Origin of the sequence: Salinarchaeum laminariae, from assembly GCF_023204835.1 — an archaeon.
GTDB classification, from domain to species: domain Archaea; phylum Halobacteriota; class Halobacteria; order Halobacteriales; family Salinarchaeaceae; genus Salinarchaeum; species Salinarchaeum laminariae.
In genome coordinates this window covers 1396366-1417612 of the sequence record NZ_CP096270.1, presented here as the reverse complement: position 1 = coordinate 1417612, position 21247 = coordinate 1396366, and the positions used below count along the sequence as shown (strand labels likewise).

At 66.8% G+C, this 21247-nt stretch carries 24 protein-coding genes; 4 read left to right on the top strand and 20 right to left on the bottom strand.

Annotated features, from left to right (window positions below; genetic code table 11):
• Positions 1–7: 7 nt before the first annotated feature.
• Positions 8–499: a DUF7311 family protein gene (locus tag MXF70_RS06490; RefSeq protein WP_248518186.1), complete on the bottom strand. Its 492-nt coding sequence runs from the start codon at positions 497–499 to the stop codon at positions 8–10.
• On the bottom strand, positions 496–1629 hold the full coding sequence (locus MXF70_RS06485) for a DUF7310 family coiled-coil domain-containing protein (RefSeq protein ID WP_248518185.1): 1134 nt from the start codon (positions 1627–1629) through the stop codon (positions 496–498). Before MXF70_RS06485 ends, MXF70_RS06490 begins: the two co-directional genes overlap by 4 nt.
• Positions 1630–1756: 127 nt before the next feature.
• Between MXF70_RS06485 and MXF70_RS06480 the strand changes: the two genes are divergently transcribed.
• Entirely contained in the window at positions 1757–2677 is a 921-nt protein-coding gene (locus MXF70_RS06480; RefSeq protein ID WP_248518184.1) for an MBL fold metallo-hydrolase, read from the top strand.
• A gap of 31 nt (positions 2678–2708) precedes the next feature.
• Here MXF70_RS06480 and trmB read toward each other — a convergent pair whose 3' ends face one another.
• Both trmB and MXF70_RS06470 read right to left on the bottom strand, forming a co-directional pair.
• Positions 2709–3764 (bottom strand): HTH-type sugar sensing transcriptional regulator TrmB, encoded by a 1056-nt coding sequence (trmB, locus tag MXF70_RS06475; protein ID WP_248518183.1) that lies wholly within the window; start codon positions 3762–3764, stop codon positions 2709–2711.
• A gap of 138 nt (positions 3765–3902) precedes the next feature.
• Positions 3903–4646 carry a proteasome assembly chaperone family protein gene (locus MXF70_RS06470; protein ID WP_248518182.1) on the bottom strand — a complete coding sequence of 248 codons (744 nt, stop codon included), beginning with the start codon at positions 4644–4646 and terminating at the stop codon, positions 3903–3905.
• A 148-nt stretch (positions 4647–4794) separates the two neighbouring features.
• Between MXF70_RS06470 and MXF70_RS06465 the strand changes: the two genes are divergently transcribed.
• Positions 4795–5754, top strand: coding sequence for a D-2-hydroxyacid dehydrogenase (locus tag MXF70_RS06465; RefSeq protein ID WP_248518181.1), 960 nt, complete (start codon positions 4795–4797; stop codon positions 5752–5754).
• A gap of 92 nt (positions 5755–5846) precedes the next feature.
• On the opposite strand, the gene MXF70_RS06460 is transcribed toward MXF70_RS06465, so the two are convergent.
• From MXF70_RS06460 to MXF70_RS06435, 6 genes are all read right to left on the bottom strand, one after another.
• Positions 5847–6086 carry a hypothetical protein gene (locus MXF70_RS06460; protein WP_248518180.1) on the bottom strand — a complete coding sequence of 80 codons (240 nt, stop codon included), beginning with the start codon at positions 6084–6086 and terminating at the stop codon, positions 5847–5849.
• A 78-nt stretch (positions 6087–6164) separates the two neighbouring features.
• Positions 6165–6641, bottom strand: coding sequence for a hypothetical protein (locus MXF70_RS06455; protein ID WP_248518179.1), 477 nt, complete (start codon positions 6639–6641; stop codon positions 6165–6167).
• 238 nt (positions 6642–6879) lie between these two features.
• The gene (asd, locus tag MXF70_RS06450; RefSeq protein WP_248518178.1) at positions 6880–7917 is read right to left on the bottom strand and encodes an aspartate-semialdehyde dehydrogenase; all 1038 of its coding nucleotides are present in this window, start codon (positions 7915–7917) and stop codon (positions 6880–6882) included.
• 870 nt (positions 7918–8787) lie between these two features.
• Positions 8788–8976, bottom strand: coding sequence for a 30S ribosomal protein S17e (locus tag MXF70_RS06445; protein ID WP_248518177.1), 189 nt, complete (start codon positions 8974–8976; stop codon positions 8788–8790).
• Positions 8977–9089: 113 nt separating this feature from the next.
• Positions 9090–9371 (bottom strand): DUF7521 family protein, encoded by a 282-nt coding sequence (locus tag MXF70_RS06440; protein ID WP_248518176.1) that lies wholly within the window; start codon positions 9369–9371, stop codon positions 9090–9092.
• Positions 9372–9548: 177 nt separating this feature from the next.
• The gene (locus tag MXF70_RS06435; RefSeq protein ID WP_248518175.1) at positions 9549–9896 is read right to left on the bottom strand and encodes an ArsR/SmtB family transcription factor; all 348 of its coding nucleotides are present in this window, start codon (positions 9894–9896) and stop codon (positions 9549–9551) included.
• A 284-nt stretch (positions 9897–10180) separates the two neighbouring features.
• On the opposite strand from MXF70_RS06435, the gene MXF70_RS06430 reads away from it, so the two are divergent.
• Positions 10181–10381, top strand: a complete 201-nt coding sequence (locus MXF70_RS06430) for a DUF7835 family putative zinc beta-ribbon protein (RefSeq protein ID WP_248518174.1) — start codon at positions 10181–10183, stop codon at positions 10379–10381.
• 272 nt (positions 10382–10653) lie between these two features.
• On the opposite strand, the gene acs is transcribed toward MXF70_RS06430, so the two are convergent.
• The 7 genes from acs to MXF70_RS06395 form a co-directional block, all read right to left on the bottom strand.
• Positions 10654–12636: an acetate--CoA ligase gene (acs, locus tag MXF70_RS06425; RefSeq protein ID WP_248518173.1), complete on the bottom strand. Its 1983-nt coding sequence runs from the start codon at positions 12634–12636 to the stop codon at positions 10654–10656.
• Positions 12637–12814: 178 nt separating this feature from the next.
• On the bottom strand, positions 12815–13207 hold the full coding sequence (locus MXF70_RS06420; protein WP_248518172.1) for a PIN domain-containing protein: 393 nt from the start codon (positions 13205–13207) through the stop codon (positions 12815–12817).
• Positions 13204–13401 (bottom strand): DUF7557 family protein, encoded by a 198-nt coding sequence (locus MXF70_RS06415; protein ID WP_248518171.1) that lies wholly within the window; start codon positions 13399–13401, stop codon positions 13204–13206. Before MXF70_RS06415 ends, MXF70_RS06420 begins: the two co-directional genes overlap by 4 nt.
• An 82-nt stretch (positions 13402–13483) precedes the next feature.
• Positions 13484–15187: an acyl-CoA mutase large subunit family protein gene (locus tag MXF70_RS06410; RefSeq protein WP_248518170.1), complete on the bottom strand. Its 1704-nt coding sequence runs from the start codon at positions 15185–15187 to the stop codon at positions 13484–13486.
• 152 nt (positions 15188–15339) lie between these two features.
• Positions 15340–15498: a DUF7563 family protein gene (locus MXF70_RS06405; RefSeq protein WP_248518169.1), complete on the bottom strand. Its 159-nt coding sequence runs from the start codon at positions 15496–15498 to the stop codon at positions 15340–15342.
• A gap of 206 nt (positions 15499–15704) precedes the next feature.
• Positions 15705–15884 (bottom strand): HVO_0416 family zinc finger protein, encoded by a 180-nt coding sequence (locus MXF70_RS06400; RefSeq protein WP_248518168.1) that lies wholly within the window; start codon positions 15882–15884, stop codon positions 15705–15707.
• 306 nt (positions 15885–16190) lie between these two features.
• A complete protein-coding gene (locus MXF70_RS06395; RefSeq protein WP_248518167.1) occupies positions 16191–17168 on the bottom strand; it encodes a DUF7093 family protein in 978 nt (325 codons plus the stop codon).
• A gap of 158 nt (positions 17169–17326) precedes the next feature.
• Between MXF70_RS06395 and MXF70_RS06390 the strand changes: the two genes are divergently transcribed.
• Positions 17327–17818 carry a DUF3006 domain-containing protein gene (locus MXF70_RS06390; protein ID WP_248518166.1) on the top strand — a complete coding sequence of 164 codons (492 nt, stop codon included), beginning with the start codon at positions 17327–17329 and terminating at the stop codon, positions 17816–17818.
• Positions 17819–17907: 89 nt separating this feature from the next.
• Here MXF70_RS06390 and MXF70_RS06385 read toward each other — a convergent pair whose 3' ends face one another.
• Genes MXF70_RS06385 through MXF70_RS06375 form a run of 3 tightly spaced genes read right to left on the bottom strand, consistent with a single transcriptional unit; the run spans position 17908 to position 21142 of the window.
• On the bottom strand, positions 17908–20160 hold the full coding sequence (locus tag MXF70_RS06385; protein WP_248518165.1) for a type B DNA-directed DNA polymerase: 2253 nt from the start codon (positions 20158–20160) through the stop codon (positions 17908–17910).
• The gene (locus MXF70_RS06380) at positions 20161–20481 is read right to left on the bottom strand and encodes a DUF8156 family protein (RefSeq protein ID WP_248518164.1); all 321 of its coding nucleotides are present in this window, start codon (positions 20479–20481) and stop codon (positions 20161–20163) included.
• 1 nt (position 20482) lies between these two features.
• Positions 20483–21142, bottom strand: coding sequence for a P-loop NTPase family protein (locus MXF70_RS06375; protein ID WP_248518163.1), 660 nt, complete (start codon positions 21140–21142; stop codon positions 20483–20485).
• Between the last annotated feature and the right edge of the window lie 105 nt (positions 21143–21247).

Genomic DNA, 21247 nt, shown 5'->3' with positions numbered 1-21247 from the left:
CGCCGCGTTATTGGACTTGAACCTGCGCACCCGGGCCGCCGAAGGCGCCGTCGTGAACCCGCTCCAGCCTGGTAATGACGACGCGTCGATCACCACCGACCTCGACCAGGGCGAGCACGAGCTCGTGGGTGCCGGGATCGCGGAGGACGAGCGGTTCACCGTCGATCGTGTGGACCGGAACCGTCCCGTGAATCTCTGTCTCGTCCCTGCCCTCGACGCGGAATTCGTAGCCGCGATCCGACCCCGAGATGGCGAGTCGCTCGACGCCTGCCGCCCCGACGTCCGCCGCAGGGATTCGCACCTCGACGGTTCTGCGCGCGCCGACGGTACCGGGGACGGCCTCCTCGGACTCCACGAGGTCGACCGCGGCCGCGTCGATCGACTCGACTCCGGACCGGAGCTGTGCCTCGCTACGGTCGGCAGCCGCGTGCTCGACGGCCGGCATCGCTGCCGCGAGGATGGCGATGGCGAGCAGGACGGTGACGACGACGCGAATCACAGCATCGAACGCAGCCGATCGAGCAGCGTCTCGCTGTTCGCGTCCGTCTGCGGATTGCTCTTCGCCGCCGGGCTGCGATCCGGCCGCGCCGAATCATCGGTCGGCGGCTCCGTCCCCGGACGCGCCTCACGCTCGGCTGGCGCTGCGCCACCGGAACCGCTCCACCCCGAAACGGCAGGGCGATCGCCGCCACCTGCGCGAGATCGGTCACCGCCCCCGGAGGTGAGTCCGACCCCGGCTGCGTCGGAACGGCCCTGTTCGGGATCCGACCCACCGAGGGGAACCGACCCGTTCGCCGCCCGCTCGACACCGCCGTCAGGTGCGGACCGGCCACGAGAGGTCGGTTCGTGGGAATGATCGGCATGATTCGAGGTCGCTGCTGGCCCGTCGCCGAACCGATCCGGCTCCGTTCCGTGTGCTCCCGTGGACCCGCTCTGCGTCGGGTCGGACTCCTCGCACGTACACCAGTCGTCGTCCCGATGCGGTTCCTCGAACTCGCCCGGTTCCTCGCCAACTGACCCGGGACCGTCGTCGAACTCGAAACGGGTGGGATTCCCCTCACGCGTGGTGGCCCCGGAAGGATCGGTGATCCCCGAACGACCGAGTCCCTCCGAAGGGTCGGTGCCATCCGAATGAGCGCCGTCCCGGGGAGAACCATCCGCGTGGGTGTGACGTCCGCCTGGGCCGCCGACTCGCCCCGGTTCGGAACTACCCGCTTCTGCGATGCGTTCGTCGAGGCGATCGAGATCAGTGTGGAGCGCCTCCAACGCTGCGGACTGGTCGTCGAGGCGATCCTCGAGGTCCGCCGAGTGCTGACGGTCCGCAGCCAGCCGCTCGTCGATCGCGTCGACGCGGGTCTCGACGGCGTCGATGGACTCCTCGAGCCCGTCGGCGGTCGCGAGCGCCGCGTCGGCGCGGCGTTCCAGCTCCTCGTCGACGCGCTCGATCTCGCCGACGTACCCCTCTACTGCCTCGACGGCGGCCTCGAGATCCGCCAGTCGGTCGGCGAACGACTCCACCCGATCGGTGATCTGCTCGTCCGCCGCCGCAGCCGCGTTCCCTTCGGGATAGGCGGCGTCGAGCCGACGTTCCACGGCGTCGAGTCGCTCCGCGAGGTCGTCCTGGGACATGGACAGGCGTCGCCTCGGTATCCGGCATAAACGTGTGGCGCACTGGCGTCTGGCGCGAGGGATGCACTCTGGCCGTCGATCCGCGACCACCCCCGAACTTTTCCCGATTCGAATCGCCAGTGGACGTATGGAGCCCGGAGACGTCGCACGCGTCGAGATCGGGGAGTGTGAGTCGATTCACTACGTCGACACGGGGATGTACGGCGTTGCAGGCTACGGCTCGGTCTACGTCATCGACGGCCCGACGCCCGCCGTCGTTGACACCGGCCTCGGCGCGGACTACGACGCGGTTCGCGGCGCGCTCGACGCCGTCGGCATCGGCCTGGACGACCTCGAGGTGATTGCGCTCACGCACGTCCACCTCGATCACGCCGGCGGTGCCGGCAGGCTCGTTCGCGATTATCCGAACGCGACGGTGTTCGTCCACGAGATCGGCGCGCCACATCTCGCCGATCCCGGCCGGCTCGTCGAGGGGACGAAACGTGCGGTCGGCGACCAGTGGCGCCACTACGCCGAGCCGCTGGCGATTCCGGAGGAGCGAATCACCGAACTGACGGACGGCGATCGAATCGATCTCGGCGACAGAGCGCTCGTTGCCCACCACGCTCCGGGCCACGCGCCACACCAGGTCGTCTTCCACTCCGCTGCCGACGACGCGGTGTTCACCGCTGACGCCGCGGGGATCTACGTCCCCGAGCGGGACGCCGTGGAGCCGACCTCGCCCCCGCCGAACTTCGATCCCGAACAGGCGCTCGCGGACGTCGAGACGATCCGGGCGCTGGAGCCGTCGGTGCTGTGTTACGCTCACTTCGGCCCGGCGCGAACGGGCGATCGGCTCGAGGAGTACGAGCGGGTGCTCGGCGAGTGGGTCGACGCCGTCACAGAGACGCGGGAGGCCGTCGGCGGCCCGGACGGCGACGACGAGGCCGTGATCGAACAGTTCGTCGACGCGGTCGACACCGAGGACGTCTGGAACGAGGAGAAGGCCGCTGCGGAGACGCGGATGAACGTTCGGGGCGTGTTGCGCGCGTTGGACCGATCGTCGTAAGCGATCGCAGTGTGGCGCTTGGTGGAGCCGGTCACTCGATCGTCGGCGGCTCGTCTTTGCCGATCCAGAGCTCGTGGCTCTCGATGTCCTCCAGCGTCGCGACCTGGCCACCGATGGTGACCGTTCCGGAGTCGGTCTCGATGGTCAGCCCCGCGACCTCCTCGGTGTGCTCGAAGGTGATCTCGATGACCCGGCCCTTGACGACCCGAGGTTCGCCGGTCAGCACGTCACGGCCGCGGACGGTCGCGTACAGCGGCCCTTCGACGGTCTGGAGGTCCTTCACGCACCGGCGGATCGACGCGTAGATTCGGGGGAACGATCGGTCCGTTCCGGCGCTGACGAGGTCGTCGCTTGTGGTCCAGAGAACGGTGCCGTAGAACCCCGAGAGCAGGAATCCCAGCGCCGAGCGGTTGAAGATCACGCCGTAGCGCTCGCTGTCGTCCCGGATCGCGTCCTGGGTGGCGTAGACGGAGTACTCGCCGTCGGAGACGGCGATCACCGGCGTCGTGATTCCGCGGCGCGTCCTGGCGTTCGTACAGACCGTTTCGTACTCGTAGTCGTCGGGGTCCGGCGCCTCGCTGCCGGGCGTGACGATGAGATCGACGCTGACACCGTGATCGACGGCGCGGCCCAGCTGCGTCTCGAACCGCTCTAAGAGCGCCGGGGTCAGGGAGAGTGCGAGCTCGTAGTCGGCAGACTCGATGACGTCCTCGACGTAGCGGAGGATCGTCGCCCGCGAGCGGACGAGCGAGACCGCCTCCGTCTCGCGAGTCGGCGCCGTGTAGCGGGCTTCGAGCTCGTCGATCATGCGGTCGAGCGAGCTCTCGAGCTCCTCGAACGCCTCTGCGGGATCGATCGCCACGACCTTCATCGGCCGTGACTCACGTAGCTCGACGAGCCCGCGATCGCTGAGACTCCGGACTGTGTCGTAGACGCGTGGCTGTGGAATGTCCGTGCGCTCGGAGATCTCACTCGCAGTCAGCTCGCCGTGTTCGAGGACGGCGAGATACGCGTCCGTGCCGTACTCTCCGAGGTTGAACCGCTCACCCACCTGTTCGAGGGTTGCGCGGAGGTCGTCTGAGGCCATTGCGGATATGCGGCGTTCTCACTACCGGTACGTATTTATTGCGGATCGAGTACAACACAGTTCCGTAAGACCGTTAGTTTCTACTCCGGTGGAGATGGCGGCCGCCCCTCTGCCGCACCGAACAGACAGGAACCAGGCCTACATGTACATCCTGTCGTCGGGGAGGTCGCTCTCGGCGGCGTCCTCGAGTCTGGCCGCAAGTTCGCCGTAGTAGTTGCTGACCTCTCCCGCGAACGTCTCGAGTGGCCCGGTGTCGACGTCGAGGTCGTACACGTCGACGAGCCCCTCGAGGAGCCGGAGCGCCGCTTCGGCGTCGGGCGCTTGCGGGTGAACCGGCGTCACGAGTACGCCCACTGCGAGGTCGGTGTCGATGCCGCGCTCCAGCAGCGTTGCGTTGACGCCGTCGAGGAACCCGTTGCCCATCGGCGAAAGGTCGGTGTCTGCGAGTCGGCGCTCCCGGAAGTCCTCCGTGGCGATCCAGAAGGTGCGGTGATCTTCCGGGCCGTGTGGGACGGGAACGCCGGAGACCATGCAGAGTTCGTCGACCGCCGACGTGTCGATCCAGGAGAGGAGCGACTCACCGAAGGACTCTGCCGCCCACGCCGGAACGAACTGCTCGGAGACGAGCGCCGTCAGCGGAACGTCGGCGTCGGCGTGCAGCCGCGTCGGATGGCGCGGCCGTCCCTCCGTGAACGGCGTGATCGACGGCAGACCGCCGGTGCTGACGTGTCCGACCGACTCCATTTCGAACTGATCGACCAGGTAATCGACCGCCGTGAGGCCGGCGAGACCGAACGCCGAGAACCCCGCGACGACCGGCTCTGTGATCGGTTGGTCCTCGTGGACGGAGACGCTCGGATCGCGACCGGTGGGTCTGGCCATGTATGAGAGTCTGGCGGCGAGGCCTTGAACGTCGGGCCCAGTTCACTCCAGTGTCGACGATCGGTCTGCCGACTCACTCAAGCGACGAACGCCGATCGTCGTCCTCCGTCGCCGAAACCATGAGGTGACGGGCGAAAGAAGGCGAGGTATGTCTTCGCCTGCCGACGTGCTCGTTCTCAGCACGGGGACACACGGGGAACCGGTCGCGGAGTACGGGGCAGCGATTCGCGAGCGGCTCCCGAACCACGACGTCGCCGTAGCGAGCACGCCGACGGAAGAGCGGGAGCTGATCGAGGGGGTGCGCTACGTCACCGGCCGGTCGATCGACGGTGACCTGCTGGAGCGCGCGGACGCGATGGAGCTGTTCGCCTGCGGCTACGCTGGCACGGACCACCTGCCGATGGACGAGCTGCGCGCTGCGGACGTCACGGTGACGAACGCCGCCGGCGTGCACGGGCCGAACATGGCCGAGCAGGTCATCGGCGCGATCCTCGCCGCAGTACGGCGGTTCGAGACCGGCCAGCGCCGGCAAGAGCGCCACGAGTGGCGCCACTACCAGACCCACGAGCTGCAGGGGGATACCGTGACGATCGTCGGTCTGGGCGCGATCGGCACGGCGATCGCCGACCGGCTCGGCGGGTTCGGCGTCGACACGATCAGCGTGCGCTACTCACCGGAGAAGGGTGGTCCGACCGACGAGGTGCTCGGATTCGACGACGAGGCAGCGTTCGAGGACGCGCTCGCTCGAACCGACCAGCTCGTTCTCGCCTGCCCGCTGACCGACGTGACTAGGGGGCTGATCGGCAAAGACGAGCTTGGCACGATGCCGCCGTCGGCGTTCGTCGTGAACGTCGCGCGTGGACCGGTGCTCGACACCGACGCGCTGGTCTGGGCACTTCGCTCGAACCGGCTTCGCGGCGCCCATCTGGACGTCACCGACCCCGAACCACTGCCGAACGACAACCCGCTCTGGGACTTCGAGAACGTCCGCATCACACCCCACAACGCGGGCTACACGCCGAACTACTACGACCGACTAGCTGACATCGTGGCGGGTAACGTCCGGCGTACCGAGGCCGGCGAGGACCTCGAGAACGTCGTCGAGTGAGCGGCGCGCTCCATCGATTACTGCGACTCAATCGCCGAATGCGGTGGCCCAGGCAAACCACTGGGCAGAGCCGCGAGCGCTGCAGCGATCGGTCAACCGAAGTAGGTCAACAACAGCCCGACCGCGAACAGCCCGACGAGGATCGCAAAAAAGGCCGCGCCCAGCCCGAGCATCGCCGGGTTCGAGAGGTTTTCCGTCGCCGCACGGTCGTAGACCGTCTTGCCGACGAACGCCGGGACCCCGACGGCTGCGGCCACCGCCACGACCGCCACCAGGAGGTAGAACAGGACGAACAGCGCGCTCCAGAGCAGATCGACGAGGGAGACCGCCATGGCTGTCCGCTCGACCGCACCTGTAAAAAACGGTTCGTCACCGGACCGCGCTCGAGACGGTGGAGTTCGCAGCTCGCGCTAGAACTGCGAGGCGATCGCCACGACGATCCCCAGCGATCCGCCGTACACCAGATGGCCGATTCCGCTCTTGGTGCCCCAGTTCGGGAGGTCAGCGGCGGGCAGCGCCATCGCGTCGAGCCAGACCGGCATGATCAGACCCGCTGCCGCCATCCAGAGCGCGACGCCCCACGCCAGCCCGAGCAGTGCGATGGCGAGCGGCCCGAACCCGTACTTCGCGAACGGTCGCCAGTGCAACGCGGCGACGAACACGAGGCCGAACAACACGGCGTGAATCAGGTGGAAGGTCCACCCGGCGGTCACGGAATCCAGCGCGTAGAGGCCGCCGACGACCTCCATGATCCCCATCCGATAGTGCATCAACAGTCCCATCAGTACGCCCGCGATCAGTCCGCCGACGCCACCCCCGACGAACAGCCGCTCGTCGAGCCCAGTCCGGCGCTGTACGTGTCGATCCTCGGTCTCCGTTGCTCCCATAACGAGCGAACGCTACGCCGGCGGTCCCTTAGCCGTATCTCGGCGATGTTTCGACCGCGCACAGCCACGGTAGACTCTTGAAGGCAAAAATGAGGAGCGCCCGCGACGCGGCGGCAGTTGAGTCGATCGCTGGTTGAGCGCTCAAAGACGACGGCGAGCGGAGAGCGGACGAAAAGCGAGCAACAAGCGGACGAAAAACGAATCGGCAGCGCGGACGGTGGAGTGCCGAGGATCGACGTTAGAGGTAGCCGCGTTCGAGGAGGAGCTCGCCGTTCAGCACGCTGGCGCCGGCTGCACCGCGAATAGTGTTGTGCGCGAGCGTGTCGAACTGGAGCCCGCGGGGCGTCTCCTGAACCGGACCGACGGAGATCGCCTGGCCGCCGTCGGCGTTGCGATCGAGACGGGGCTGTGGCCGGTTCGGATCGTCGTGGACGTGGATGAGCTGCTCGGGAGCGCTCGGGAGGTCGACGGTCGGCATCTCCGCGAAGGCCCGTTCGGCCGCCGCGGGATCGGCCGTCTCCTCGGTCTCCGCCCAGACGTTCTCGAGGTGACCGTCGAGCGTCGGAACGCGGTTGCACGACGCCGAGACCTCGAAATCGTTCCAGGAGAGCTCCGCGCCGTCGAAGCTACCCAGCAGTTTGCGGCTCTCCGTCTCCATCTTCTCCTCCTCGCCGCCGATGTGGGGCAGGACGTTGTCGATGATCTCCATCGAGGTGACGCCGTCGTAGCCCGCGCCGGAGACCGCCTGGAGCGTCGAGACTGTGACAGCCTCGAGCCCGAACGCGTCGTCCAGCGCCGCCAGCGGCGGGACCATCGTGATCGTCGAGCAGTTCGGGTTCTTGAGCAGCGCGCCGTCCCAGCCGCGCTCCTCGCGCTGGACCTCGAGCAGATCGACGTGGTCGGCGTTGACCTCCGGAATCACGAGGGGCACGTCGTCGTCGAGTCGCCCGTTCGAGGAGTTCGAAGAGACGACGTAGCCGGCCTCGGCGAACTCGGGCTCGAGCTGCTCGCCGACGCTCGATGGCAGCGACGAGAAGAGAAGGTCGACGTCGTCGGGGACCGCTGCAGGGTCGGTCGCCGAGACCGTGATATCTGCGACGTCAGCCGGGATCGGGCCTGATGCCCGCCACTTCGCCGCGTCGCTGTAGGCCTTGCCCGCGCTCGAGTCGCTCGCGGTGAGCGCGCCGATTTCGAATTCCTCGTGCGGTGCGAGTAGCTGGATGAGGCGCTGTCCGACGGCGCCGGTGGCACCGATAACGCCAACGCGTACTGACATTGGCCGCAGTGGGTGGTGCGCAGTCAAAACGGTTTGGAAGTGATTTGCATGGTCGTCGATGATCGACGGCCGATTTCACCGATTCGCTGCAAGATCCGACTCACGGGATGCTGTTTTAGACTGATTGCACAGCACAGCAGACTGCCACGGAAGCCCCCTCCCCGCTCGACGGTCTACGCTCACTGCGCTCCTCGCCTCCCTTCGGTCGGCTGCGGTGGCCGGAGGTTTCCTCCGGCACTTGACGAGCTCCGCTCGTCATCGCTTGCGTCGCCTATACCGACGAGCGGTCGGCCCCTTCCGGAGTCCCGTCCGATGATACGCTCGATTTGAGCGAAGCAACGGTGGTGAGCGGTGGCGCGCGTTTCGGTGAGGCGCAGCCGAACCGTAGCGTGCGAGGGACGACCGAGCGTACGCGAGGGAGGAGGTTGGGGAGGACGAGGTTGCGGTAGCTGTGGGTGGGACTGAGCGAAATCTTCGATTTCGCGAGGTACGGAAGATCTCCGATCTTCCGGCACATCGAAAGGGGCCGGTCACTCGGCTGTCCCCGGGCGACGGTGAGCCGAGTGAAACGAGGCGAACGCCGAAAGGTGAGCGAAGCGAGCCTTTCGGAATAAGCACTGGACTGAGCGAACGGACGTGAGCGAAGGAAGCGCACAGCGAGCCCCGGGAGTCACGCGAGCGAAGCGAGTGTGACCTCGTCGGAGCTTGCTCCGACGGTGCATCGAGAGGCCGGGCTTTCGGAGGTCACAGAACGTAGAATGTCCCAACCGCCACCGTGCACCCCTCAGTAGTCCACTATTGCACGCGCCCGAAAACGCATGCAAAGCTAGCAGCTACGAACGCGAGAACGACGGACCGAAAAACGTCAGATCAGGCGGGCTGGGCGGCCTGCTTCCGCGCGATGTAGCCGGCGATCCGGTTACGAACGCCCTTGGATTCGATGTTGGTCAGCTCGGTCACTGCGTCCTTGTTGTGCTCGAAATCCGTCGAGAGCGCCTCGGGATAGCGCTCCATGAGGATCTCGCCCGTCTTTTTGACGTAGGCGGGTTTGATGGCCATACCGGCGGATACCGGCGTGGGCGTCTAAAAGGGTTCGATTCGTGCGTTCGCTGGGCGCTCGTGGGCATCGAAAGCACGAGGACAGCAGACACCGGTGAATCGACGGCCGCAATCTATCGGTAGAGCGAGACCCAGAGCATCCCGAACCCGATGATGAAGGGGATGGTCTCTGCGATCGAGAACAGCAGCTCCAGCTGATCGATCTGGCCGCCGAGCGACGTCATCGCGACGCCCATGCTGATGAACGCGAAGCCGATGAACGCGGACTCGAGGCGTTTCCCGCCGTTCTCCTGATAGGCCTGGAAGCTGATGATCGTCAGCCCCATCGCCAGCGCGAACAACGCGAGGCGCAACAACAGGAGGAGGGCCTCGCCGACTTCAGTGTAAACGGACATGTCCGCTCCGACGAAGGGGAGGGCCAAAAACGCTCGCCTGCGCGTCGGCGACGAGAGCAGTGGTGCGGCTGCTGGCCACGGCGGCGTCGGGGCCGAGCAGCTCGCGATCGAGGCGGGTGCGGTCGACCAGCGACGAATGTCGCCCGTCGAAAGTGGTCGATCGCCGCCGGCCGACGGTTACCGCGAGAGCTCGTCCCAGAGACTCGAGAAGCGATCGGGGATATTCTCCTTGCGGTAGATTCGGACGTCGTACTCGTCGTCGCGCAGTCGGATCACCGTGCCGTCGAAGTTCGACTTGAACACGTCGTAGTGGTTGCCGTCGTCGGCGACGGCAGTTTCCGCGACGACGAGGTCGTGCTCTTTGAGCATCTCGATGCGCCGGTAGACGGTCGGCAGGGAGAGGTCGGCGGCCTCCGCGACCTCGCTGGCAGCGCGCGGTTCCTCGCTGATCGCTGCCAGCACGTCCCGTGCGTGGTCGTCTCCGATCGTATCGAGTATATCCTCGATCGGCCGTTCGTCTGCCACGTCATGGGGTTGGTTTCGCCTGGAGCATAACGTTTTCCACGAATCGGCGAAGGGGGCGGAGCCGGCAAATCCGTTTGTCGGCGGGAACAGGTCGGAAGTTGGCTTCAGTTCCTCCGACAAATTTCGACCATGGGGAAGGCAATGCATAACGAGCTGCGAGCACAGTTTCGATTGTTCGATTTGAGCACCCGATCGACGCCAGCCAATCACGCTGCAGTCGGGGTGTTTTCCCGCAATGAAAACGCTCGTGTCGTGTTATAGTGGTAGCCTACTAAGGAGGTAGTATGGCGACGACTGATGACTCGGTAAACGGCATGACCGAATCCTGTGATAGCTGCGGAATCGAAACGCTCCACGAAGTCTCGGTGCAGATCATGACCGAGGCAGAGGATTCCGACAACGCGCACTACTCGCGCGAACCCTACCGGGTTCGGGAGTGCCAGCGCTGTGGGGAGCGCTCCAGTCAGCGGATGAACAACGCGTAAGCGGATCGAACTACGCGTTTTTCGTCGCCTGTGGTGCGGGGCCACCTCCGGGAGAGGGGTGGGCGACGCTGGCGACGATCGCTCCGAGAGTCCCGTCTTCGGGGCGATCTTCCTTTTGTCGACGCGACGATCGAGGAGCGGCGCGCACCACCCGCCGATACAGCGATTCCTGTAGAGATCTGCTCCGCTGGTCGCGTAGATAGCGTCGTATTCCAAATAGAGAATTGGACGAAAACCCCGACTCTATGCCGAGGAACTCCGCCGGACGATCGCTACTCCTCCTCGTCGACCTGCTCTTTGATCGCCTGGACGACCTCGGGATTCCGGAGCGTCGAGGTGTCACCGAGCTCCTCGCCGTCGGCGATCTCCTCGAGGAGCCGGCGCATGATCTTGCCCGACCGGGTCTTCGGGAGTTCGGGAGTGAACACGACGCGCTCGGGGCGGGCGATCGGCCCGATGGCGTCCTCGACGCCCTCCACGATCCGCTCGCGCAGCGCGTCGTCCTCGTCCTGGTCGTCCTCCGTGATGACGAACGCGTAGACGGCCTCGCCCTTCACGTCGTGGCTGCCGCCCACGACAGCGGCTTCCGCGACGCCGGAGACGTCGACGATCGCCGACTCGATCTCCATCGTACCGAGCCGGTGGCCGGAAACGTTGAGCACGTCGTCGACGCGCCCCAGCACGGTGATGTAGCCGTCCTCGTCGATCGAGGCGCCGTCCTCCGGGAAGTAGACCCAGCGATCCTCGCCCTGGTCGGAGTACTCCGTCCAGTACTCCTCGATGAACCGCTCGTCGTTGTTGTACAACGTCCGGAGCATTCCCGGCCACGGGTTGTTCACCGTCAGATAGCCGGCGTCGCCGGGCGAGACCTCCTCGCCGTCGACGTCGACGACGCGGCCGTCGATTCCGGGCAGTGGTGGCCCAGCGGAGCCGGGTTTCATCTCGCCGACGCCAGGTAACGTCGTCACCATCATGCCGCCGGTCTCGGTCTGCCACCAGGTGTCGACGACGGCGCAGTCCTCGTTGCCGATGTGTTTGTAGTACCACTTCCAGGCGCGGGGGTTGATCGGCTCGCCGACGGTTCCCAGCAGGCGCAGCGTCGAGAGGTCGTAGGAATCGGGATAATCCTGACCCCACTTCATGAACGCGCGGATCGCCGTCGGCGCGGTGTAGAAGATGTCCACGCCGTACTTCTCGACGAGCTCCCACATGCGATCCTTCTCGGGATAGTCCGGGGTTCCCTCGTACATCACCGTCGTCGTCCCGAGCGCGAGCGGCCCGTAGACGATGTAGGAGTGACCGGTGATCCAGCCGATGTCGGCGGCACACCAGTAGGTGTCCTCGGGCTTCACGTCGAGCACCGAGTGCGTCGTCCAGGCTGCGTAGGAGAGGTAGCCGCCGGTGGTGTGTTTGACGCCCTTCGGGGTCCCGGTCGTGCCAGAAGTGTACATGAGGAAGAGCATATCCTCGGCGTCGCGGGTGACCGGCTCGACCGTCGCGCCCTCGTGCTCGTCGACGATTTCCTGATAGTCGTGGGCGTTGTTGCCGAGGAAATGCGTGAGTTCGTCGCCGAGCCGATCGACGACGATGACGCTCTCTACGGTATGGTCGACCTTGTTGAGCCCCTCGTCGGCCTTCTGTTTGTGGTTGAGCGCCTCGCCGCGCCGGTAGTAGCCGTCGCAGGTGACGAGGTGCTCCGAGTCGGCGCTGTTCATGCGCTCGGCGAGCGCCTCCGCGGAGAAGCCTGCGAAGACGACGGAGTGGGGCGCGCCGATGCGGGCACAGGCCAGCATCGCGATCGGAAGCTGTGGCAACATCGGGAGGTAGAGCGTGACGACGTCGTCCTCCTCGACGCCCTGCTCGCGGAGCCCGGCCGCAAACGCCTCGACCTCGCGCTGGAGCTCCTGATAGGTGATCGTCCGCTCCTCGCCGAGTTCGCCCTCCCACTGAATCGCCGCACGGTTCTTCGCGCCGGACTCGACGTGGCGATCGATGCAGTTGTAGGAGGCGTTCAGCTCGCCACCCGTGAACCACTCGTAGAACGGCTCGTCGGAGTCGTCGAGCACCTGATCGTACTCAGATTCCCAGCTCAGATGGTCGGCGGCGCTCTCCCAGCACTCCGGCCAGTTCTCCTCGAACTCGTCGTAGATCCCGGGGTCGGAGACGTTGGCCTGCTCGACGAACCACTCGGGTGGTTCGAAGGACTCCTGCTCCTCGAGCCGTGCCTCGAGCTCGCCCTCGTCAGCGTCTGACATACAGCGAAATTAATCGTACATCACCGGGTTAAGTGTTCTCATGCCGGATACCGTCTCCCCCACGTCGCCGTGTGAATTCGGGCGCGAGTGAATCTTCGTGGGGCAGTGGGCGAGTGGAGAGGATGCCCGTAGCACGGAGCCACTAAAGTGAGGTCGGTAGGACCGCCAACAGCCCAGGTCACTCTGCAAGATTCGTCACGGGAATCGCGTCCTCGAGTACGTCCGTCTGAAAATCCGCGTCGTTGACGACGAGATGATCTCCCGTCGATCGTGCGGTCGCAGCGATCATCAGGTCACGCGGTGCCATCGGCTCGCCGTCAGCCAGCAACGACTCCTGCAACCGAGCCGCCTCGACCGCGATGTCTTCGTTGAACTCCAGAGTACGGACGCCACCGAACTGCTGTCGTGCCGCCATCACATCGGTCGTTCCGCTACCGAGGACGCCTTCGAGCACTTCGAACACGCAGATCGAGGACGTGAGATACGGCGTTCCGTGGGCCTCGATGCACTCGACGGTCCGGTCGACGCCGGCGAGCATGTCGATGATAGCGGAGGAGTCGAGAAACGTCATCGCCCGAAGCTCTCACGTGAACGGTCGACGGCATCCCGTGCCCTCTCCGCTGTTTCGTCGTCCCAGGCACCGATCTCGATCGGCTCCGTTTCGCCCGCGAGCCGACGGAGCAGTTCGTCGAACGTCTCGTCGTCGCGTTTGAGATGGTCGAGCTTCTCCTTCGTCTCCTCGGACACCCGGATGCTCGTGCTCATATGTATGCAGAGCGCATACAGGATGAAAGTCGTTTCGTCGGGGCGGCAGGGTAGCGTTCGAACGGAAGGACGGATCTTCATCTCACGCTGGCCCGACCTCGCCCTGGTACTCGCCGTAGACGTCCTCGAAGATCTGCATGATCTCGCCCATCGTGGCGTACGCCTTCACCGCCTCGACGATCGCCGGAATGGTGTTCTCGTCGGCTTCGGCGGCCGCCCGGACCGACGCGAGCGCGTCCTCCACGGCAGCCTCATCGCGCTCGCCCCGGACGGACTCGATGCGGTCGAGCTGTGTCTCGCGGGCCTGCTCCTCGTCGACGTGGAGCGTGTCGGCGGCGGACTCCTCCTCGATCGCGTACTTGTTCACGCCCACGACGATCTCCTCTTCGTCCTCGACGCGCTCCTGATACTCGAAGGCAGAATCCTGAATCTCGCGCTGGAAGTAGCCGTCCTGGATGCCCGAGAGGACGCCCTCGCGCATCGAGCCGTCGCCACGGTCGCGGATTTCGTCGATGTACCCCATCGCCTCCTGTTCGACCCGATCGGTGAGCGCTTCCACGGCGTAGCTGCCGCCGAGGGGATCGACGGTGTCCGCGACGCCCGACTCCTCCGCGATGATCTGCTGGGTCCGCAGCGCCACCCGCACCGCCTTCTCGCTCGGCAGCGCGAGCGCCTCGTCGAAGCTGTTGGTGTGGAGACTCTGGGTGCCGCCCATCACGCCCGCGAGCGCCTGGATCGTTACCCGGACGACGTTGTTGAGCGGCTGTTGTGCGGTCAGGGACTGGCCGGCGGTCTGCGTGTGGAACTTGAGCCGTCGAGAGTCCGGATCCTCGGCGTCGTACCACTCGGCCATTTTCTCCCCCCAGATTCGCCGGGCTGCGCGGAACTTCGCGACCTCCTCGAGCAGGCTGTTGTGGCAGTTGAAGAAAAAGGAGAGTCTGGGAGCGAACGCGTCCACGTCCAGCCCGCGGTCCAGTGCGTCTTCGACGTAGGCGAACCCGTCCGCGAGCGTGAAGGCCAGCTCCTCGACCGCCGTCGAGCCGGCCTCTCGGATGTGGTAGCCGGAGATCGAGACCGGGTGGAATCGCGGCGTCTCCTCCGTCGCGAACTCCACGACGTCGGTGACGAGTTTCAGAGAGGGCTCCGGGGGAACGACCCACTCCTTCTGCGCGATGAACTCTTTGAACATGTCGTTTTGCAGGGTGCCCCGGATCTCCTCTCGCGGCACGCCCTGCTGGTCGGCGAGTGCGACGTACATCGCGTAGATCACCGGTGCGGAGGGGTTGATCGTGAACGACGTGGAGACCTCCCCGAGGTCGATACCGTCGAACAGCACCTCGACGTCGCGCAGCGAGTCCACGGCGACGCCCTCCTTGCCGACCTCGCCAAGCGCCATCGGATCGTCCGAGTCGATTCCCATCAGCGAGGGCATGTCGAACGCCGTCGAGAGCCCGGTCTGACCCTCGTCGATCAGGTAGTGAAACCGCTCGTTGGTCTCTTCGGCGGTGCCAAAGCCAGCGAACTGACGCATCGTCCACGTGCGCCCGCGGTGCATCGTCGGGTAGGGCCCGCGAGTGTAGGGTTCCTCGCCGGGGAACCCGAGATCCGCCTCGTAGTCGAGGTCGGCGACGTCGGTCGGGTCGTACAGGCGATCGACGCCGAGATTCGACACCGTGGCGAACCGATCTTTGCGCTCGCCGTGTCGCTCGAGTGCGGGGTCGAGCGTGGACGACTCCCACTCCTCCCGGGACTCACGAAGAGACTGCAGTTCCTCATCATCGAACATGGCCGATACGTTCGTCGGCGTCGTCCTAAGCGTTCGGGTGGGCCCGCGAATACTGGACGAATGCGGTGCCGTCGTGAGGATCGAACAGTCCGCAGATCGTACAATGAACGACGGCGCGGTCGCTCGAACGCCGGAGAATCGCCGTCGATCCGTCAGTTGTTTCGCGGCGAGCGCGCCTCGCGAACGTCGCTACCGTCCCGGATCTTGTCCTCACAGTCCGGGCAGACGCGAGGTTCCTCGACGCCGCGTGGCGTGAACACACGCGCGTAGGCCTCGGTGACGAACGATCCGCAATTCTGACATTCCGGCATTCGTATCTCCCAATCTTTGCAATGAAATAACGTACTATAATCGTTCCGGAACAGTAATGTTTTCTGATATTTATTGGCCCGCGAACTGGCCGCTGTCCCGGTAATCGTCGTCGGCAGTGTCCCGGCATCACCTTCTGTCAGGGGCGAATCGGGGCCGGAAACCGCGGGGTAGCGAGTGGGCCGCGTCTCGCAACTGGGCGCTCCGTTCAGTGGCCCGGTTGCCACCCACACACCGAGCAGTCTGTCGCCTCGACGTCGTGAATTCCGCCACACTCCGGACAGCGCTTCTTGTTGTATTCGGACTCCCAGGCGGAGTGATCGTGGCCACGAGCAGTGAGAAACTCGTCGAACATGTCGTCGCCCGCGCTGTCGGGTGCTGACGCCATACATGGTATGGTAAGTCGTGGCAGGACATAAATGCTCGCGTTGAGGCGGCAGTCGTCCGGAGTTGTGTTCGCGACAGCGCTGGCGAGGTACCGAATAGCGAGCGCATCGAACAACCGACCGCACGACGGTGCCGACACACCGAGTACCCGGCTGACTATCCGCAGCTACGCTACGCGAAGCGGTACAGGCGGTTGCCGAAGTGCTGGAAGTTGTGCAGACGCAGCGTATACGGCAGGTGTAGAAAGCGATGAGGCAGCGACGAAGAGTACCGCAGAACAGCGTCGGATCGTCCGGACGTCCCCGCTTCACTCGCCAGCAGCGAGATACCCCTTCCGGCACTCCGGGCAGATGTCGCCTTCGCGGAGGGACCCGTCGTGGCTGGGGTCCCGGTAGCCACACGCGGGGCAGTAGAGTTCTGTGCCGCCCGTTGCCGGAGCGCTGGGGGAACTCGACTCGCGTGCGCGCTCGAACTCCGCGCCGTCGTCGGCCGGCTGGGAGTCCGTTCCCGCGGCCTGCCGGTGGGTCGGCTCGTCGGACTCGCCGAGCAGTTCGGCGTCGTCCGTCGGCTCCTCTGCCGTGGATTCGGCGCCGGCAGCGTCCGAATCGTCGGCCGGCTCCGCGTCGCCCGTCGGTTCGGCGTCGGCAGCGCCGGGATACTCGACGTCCGCCGCCGGCTCGCCGTCGGGCACCGTTGCGTCGTACCCTTCGTCGGCATCGTCGTCGCTGTCGGGCCAGGGATCTGGCTCCTCGGCATCGGCAGCTGCGGGGTCGGCCTCGGCGCTGGCGTGGTCCTCGTCGGCGTCCGGCCACTCGCCGTACTCCCGTTCCTCGGGTTCGTCGTCATCGGCGTCGTCATCGAGAATGACGCCGTCGTCCGTCTCGGGATCGTGCTCGGGGCCCTCGGGCGAGTCCGCAGCAGATGCGTCGGAAGAGTCGTCCGCAGAGCCGTCGGCCGCGTCGCTTCCCTCCGGTCCAGCGTCGAGATCCGCTTCGTCGACGATTTCGGCGGCGCTCTCCTCGGCGACGGGGTCACCGCTGTCGGTCTCCGTCGGCCGCGGCTCGCTCGTCGGCGCAGCGTCGGCATCGTCGGGGGTCGCGACGGTGGCGGCGCTCCCAGCCGTCGTCACTTCCTTGTTCTCGCTGACGATCGATCGGTCCCCGCATCGCGAGCAGGTCTCGACCTCCCGAATCGTCACGACCGCTTCCTCGCCGCGCTCCTCGCGCTCGCGCTCGATCTCCGCCTCGCCGTACCTGTGCCCGAGCAACGTGCACCTGACGCCCATAGCCGCGGGGTACCCGAGGCTCGTGCATAAGGATACTGCTTGTGGCGGTCGGATCGACCGGTGGCGCGGACCCATCGACGATCGGCACCCCACCACGGCACCCCGCGCCCACCAGTCCGCTCCACACGTTTATGACCGATTCCGCGGCGACCATCGGCGTGTTCAGACGAGACGTACTCGCGACGCTCCTGTCGATGTTCTCCGTATCCAGCGTCCAGGCCCTGATCGACGAGATCGAGGCCGCGATGGGCGGGCACCATGCCGACGGCGGCGACGCCCCGGATCCGAACGCGGACGACAGTGAGCCCAACGACAACGACGCGGAGGACGACGGAACGGACGCCGAGGAAACAGAGAGCAACGATCCCGGCACGCGCACTGCCGTGGTCGACCGTATCGAGAACGAGACGGCCGTGGTCATCTTCGACGACGGCTCCGGCACCGAAACGGTCCCCGCCGCGGTCCTTCCCGAGGCCGCACGCAAGGAAGGGATGGTACTCGACGTCCCCGAAGGCACCTCGCTCGCGCTAGCGACCGTCGATCGCGCCGAGACGGCGAAACGGCGGCAAGAGGCACAGGACAGGTTCGACGAGCTGTCCGAGCAGCCGCCCGAATCCGACGCAGGCGGCAACGAGACGGCGTCGCCGTAGGGACGGTGGATGGGTGAACGGGTGGAAGGATGGATGGGTGAGGGGAGGGTGGTGGCTGGCTGGCCGCCGTCCCGCGCGGCGACCGACGCTCACTCGCCGAAGGCCGACAGCGCCACGTCGCGATCGCGCTGGAGGTGGGACCGGATCCGACCCTCCTCCCACCCCAGCGGCGCGATCAGGCTCTCGCAGGCCCGAACGAGCCGATCGGCGTAGAACGTGGCGTCGTAGCGCCGGCCAGCAGGCCACGCGTCGTCGGACTCGAAGGCCAGACGCACCCGTTCGGGCCCCGAGCAATCGTCGTCGACCACGACGTACTCGACGGACTGTCCGGGCGAGCGCGGGACACCGACGGCTGCAGCGCGCTCGAGAGCGGCCTTCGCCCGCGTGGACTGCTCGTACGCCTCGGCAGTCTTCGTCACGCGCTGGGTGATCGCCAGGTCGGCGGGATCGACCGCGCCCGCGCGGAGCTCCCGGAGGTGGCGTTCGAGCCGATCGCAGACCGCCTCGGAGGCGCGCTCGCGGTGGACGGTCGCCAGGAGGTCGCGCTGGGCGTCGGCGACGAACTCGCACGTCGACCGCTGGCGCGCCTCGATCCCGCGGAGTTTGTAGCGGTCGTCGAAGTCGACGGCGGCTGCCGGGTCTGCCGCCGTCGAGTCCGGCACATCCACCGTCTCGTCGGCCCAGCGCCCGAAGTAACGCATGAGCGCCGCCCCGCTGGCGCGCTTGCGCGGACAGAAGGCGACCCAGTCGAAGCAGCCCTCGTACTCGAGACGGATCTCGACCTCGTCGGTGATCTCGTCGGCGACCTCGCGAACCGGTCGCTGTTCGCGATCCGATGCGGCCGTCACCCAGACGCTGTCGACGATGCCGTGGACGATGCGCCAGCCAGCGTCCTCGAGGCGCCGTTTCGCGGTGAGCATGATCTCGCGAGCGACGGCGTTGATCGCCTCGTGAGTCTCGATGCGGCCGAACTTCGCGTGGCGGTAGCCCTGGTAGCCGAAACAGGAGACGAGCACCCACTTGATCGCCTCGACGACGGCCTCGTCGTCGGTAGTGTCCTCGCCCGAACCGGCCTCGCGGAGCCGGGCCTTCGCGTCGCTTCGGTCGTCGAGGAGGGGCCCGAGCACCCGCGCGAGGAAGGCGTCACGGTTCTCACAGAGGCTGTACTCCAGCTCCGGAACCGCCGCGCTGTCACAGCAATCACAGCAGACGGTGTCCGGCGAGACGCCGTAGTTGCGGATGATGTTGGGGTAGAGCGACGCGAAGTCCAGCTCGTGGACGTCCTCGTGAACGGCTGCCTCGGGCTGGAAGGTGAACCCCCCGCGGTCGGCGGTGTGCAGCGTTTCGAGGGACTTCCAGTCCTCAGTCTGGCGTTTCTGCCAGGGAGCGGGCACGCCGTCCTCGCGTTCCTCGTCGGCGACGTGGTGGCCGTCCCACCGGCGCGCCGCGCGAATCTCGATCGCGGTGAGCACCCCGCCGATCGAGTCCGTCGCGAGCTCCTGGAGTGGCTTCCCAGCCCGCTCCACGAAGTAGAGGAGGCCGGCGAGGTTCGAGTGGCCGTACAGGAAGCTGTTCGATCGATCGATCAGCGCGCGGCCCGGAACGTCGTAGCGCGCCGGCGAGTGGCCGACCTGGCCGTAGCTGACGTAGGTGCTTTCGCCAGCGAGCCGGCTGAACCCCGGCCGGCGGCCGAGATCGACGCCGGCCGCGGCGAGCAGCGGGACGATCTCGCCGGAGGAGAGCAGGAGGACGTCGGGATCGCGAGAATCGAGTTCGGTCTCGACGGCGTCGGCGACGGCCGCAGCCGGTGAGGCCGCGTCCGCGCCCGCGGACCCGTCCCCCACCGCCGGATCGCCGTCGATCCGCAGCGGCCCGACGTCGCCGTCGGCGACCGCCGGCTCCGGCAGCGCCAGGTCGAGCACCGCCAGCTCGCGCTCGGGCGTCGGATCGAACCCGCGATCGGCGACGTACCGGAACCCCGGATCGAGATCGACGTCGTAGAGCGAGAACGTACCGGGCAGGAACGCCTCCTGCTCGCGCTGGCGAATCTCGCGGGCGACCTGTCGCACCTCGTCGAGACGGTCGAGGCGGATCGCGAGCATCGGCGAGGGGCCCTCTGCCCGCAGCGAGCGGTGTTTCCGGACGCGTTCGACGGCGACGACTTTCGGATCGTCGGCGAGCGCGTCGGCGAGCCACGCGAGCGGCCGGTCGCGGTCGTCCCGCGCCGCCGCGTAGATCGTCGGCTGGTAGTCGGGATCGGCAGTCGGCGTGGCGCCGCCGTCGGCGTCGAGCGCCCACCGAACCGGCGTGCCGTCCTCCCGGACGTCGATGGTGAAGGCCATTCACTCCGGGCGGTCGCCGGGCGATTCAGCCTCGAGGGCGTCCACGCGCTCCCCGAGCGCATCGAGTGCCTGGCGTTGCTGAGCGATGGTCTCCTCCCGCTCCGCGATCGCGCGCTCCTGAGCGAGCAGGACGCAGAAGACGAAGGCCCGCCAGCGATCGGGGGCGTTCTGCTGGCCGGCGGCGTCGGCGTGGCTCCGCGCGCGGTCGAACAGCCGGTCGAAGGCGGGCTGGTGGTGCCGGCGAAGCGACCGGCGGAACGGCGTCCACTCCCGCTCGATGGCGTCGAACTGGTCGCGGAGGGTGCGGCGCGTCCGACCCATCTCAGACACCCAGCGGCGTCGGTTCCGGCGCGCCCAGCGGCGCCGAACGTGCCGTGGTCGCCTCGCCGAGCAGATCGACCCAGTAGGGGATCGTCGTCTGGTAGCCCCAGTCGTCCAGATAGAGATCGGTCTGGAAGTCGGCCCCCTCGACGCGGAGCCCGGCCCGGGTGCGCTCGGCGGTGAGCGTGTGATCCGCGACGGCCCGGATCTGCTCGCGGTAGGTCGGCGCCGGCGCGGTGATCAGTACCGGCACGTCGAAGCCGTTCGCGACCGCCGCCAGCAGCGAGCAGGTCACGTCGACCATCGCGTCGGCCTCGGATTCGGGGACGTCGTCCTCGGCGTAGAGCGCGCCGACGTTCGGCACGACGATCAGCGACGCGCCCGGAGCGACTCGCCCCGGCAGCGCGCGGACGAACTCGTAGTGCTGGTAGCCGGTGAACGCCCGGGCAACGCGGATCGACCGCGTCGCGCTCCCCGGTGCGTGCTCGCGAATCGTCGCTGGCGAGGCGGTGTTGCGCGCGTCGAGCCAGTAGGCAGGACCATCCGTATCGGTAGTGGCGTCAGCGAGATGGCGGCCGACGAGACGGTAGAGCGCCGTCGGCGCGTCGTCCGTTTCGAGAAGCGTCACGCCCGGGTCGAGCGTGGGCAGCTGTCTGTCCATACCCACGGAGAGGGCAGCCGCGAGGGTAATGGAATTCCTGAAGCCCGGTGAAAGTGAAGGTGGGCGACGGAGGATCGGTGGGACTAGGTGCGACGACGGACCGCA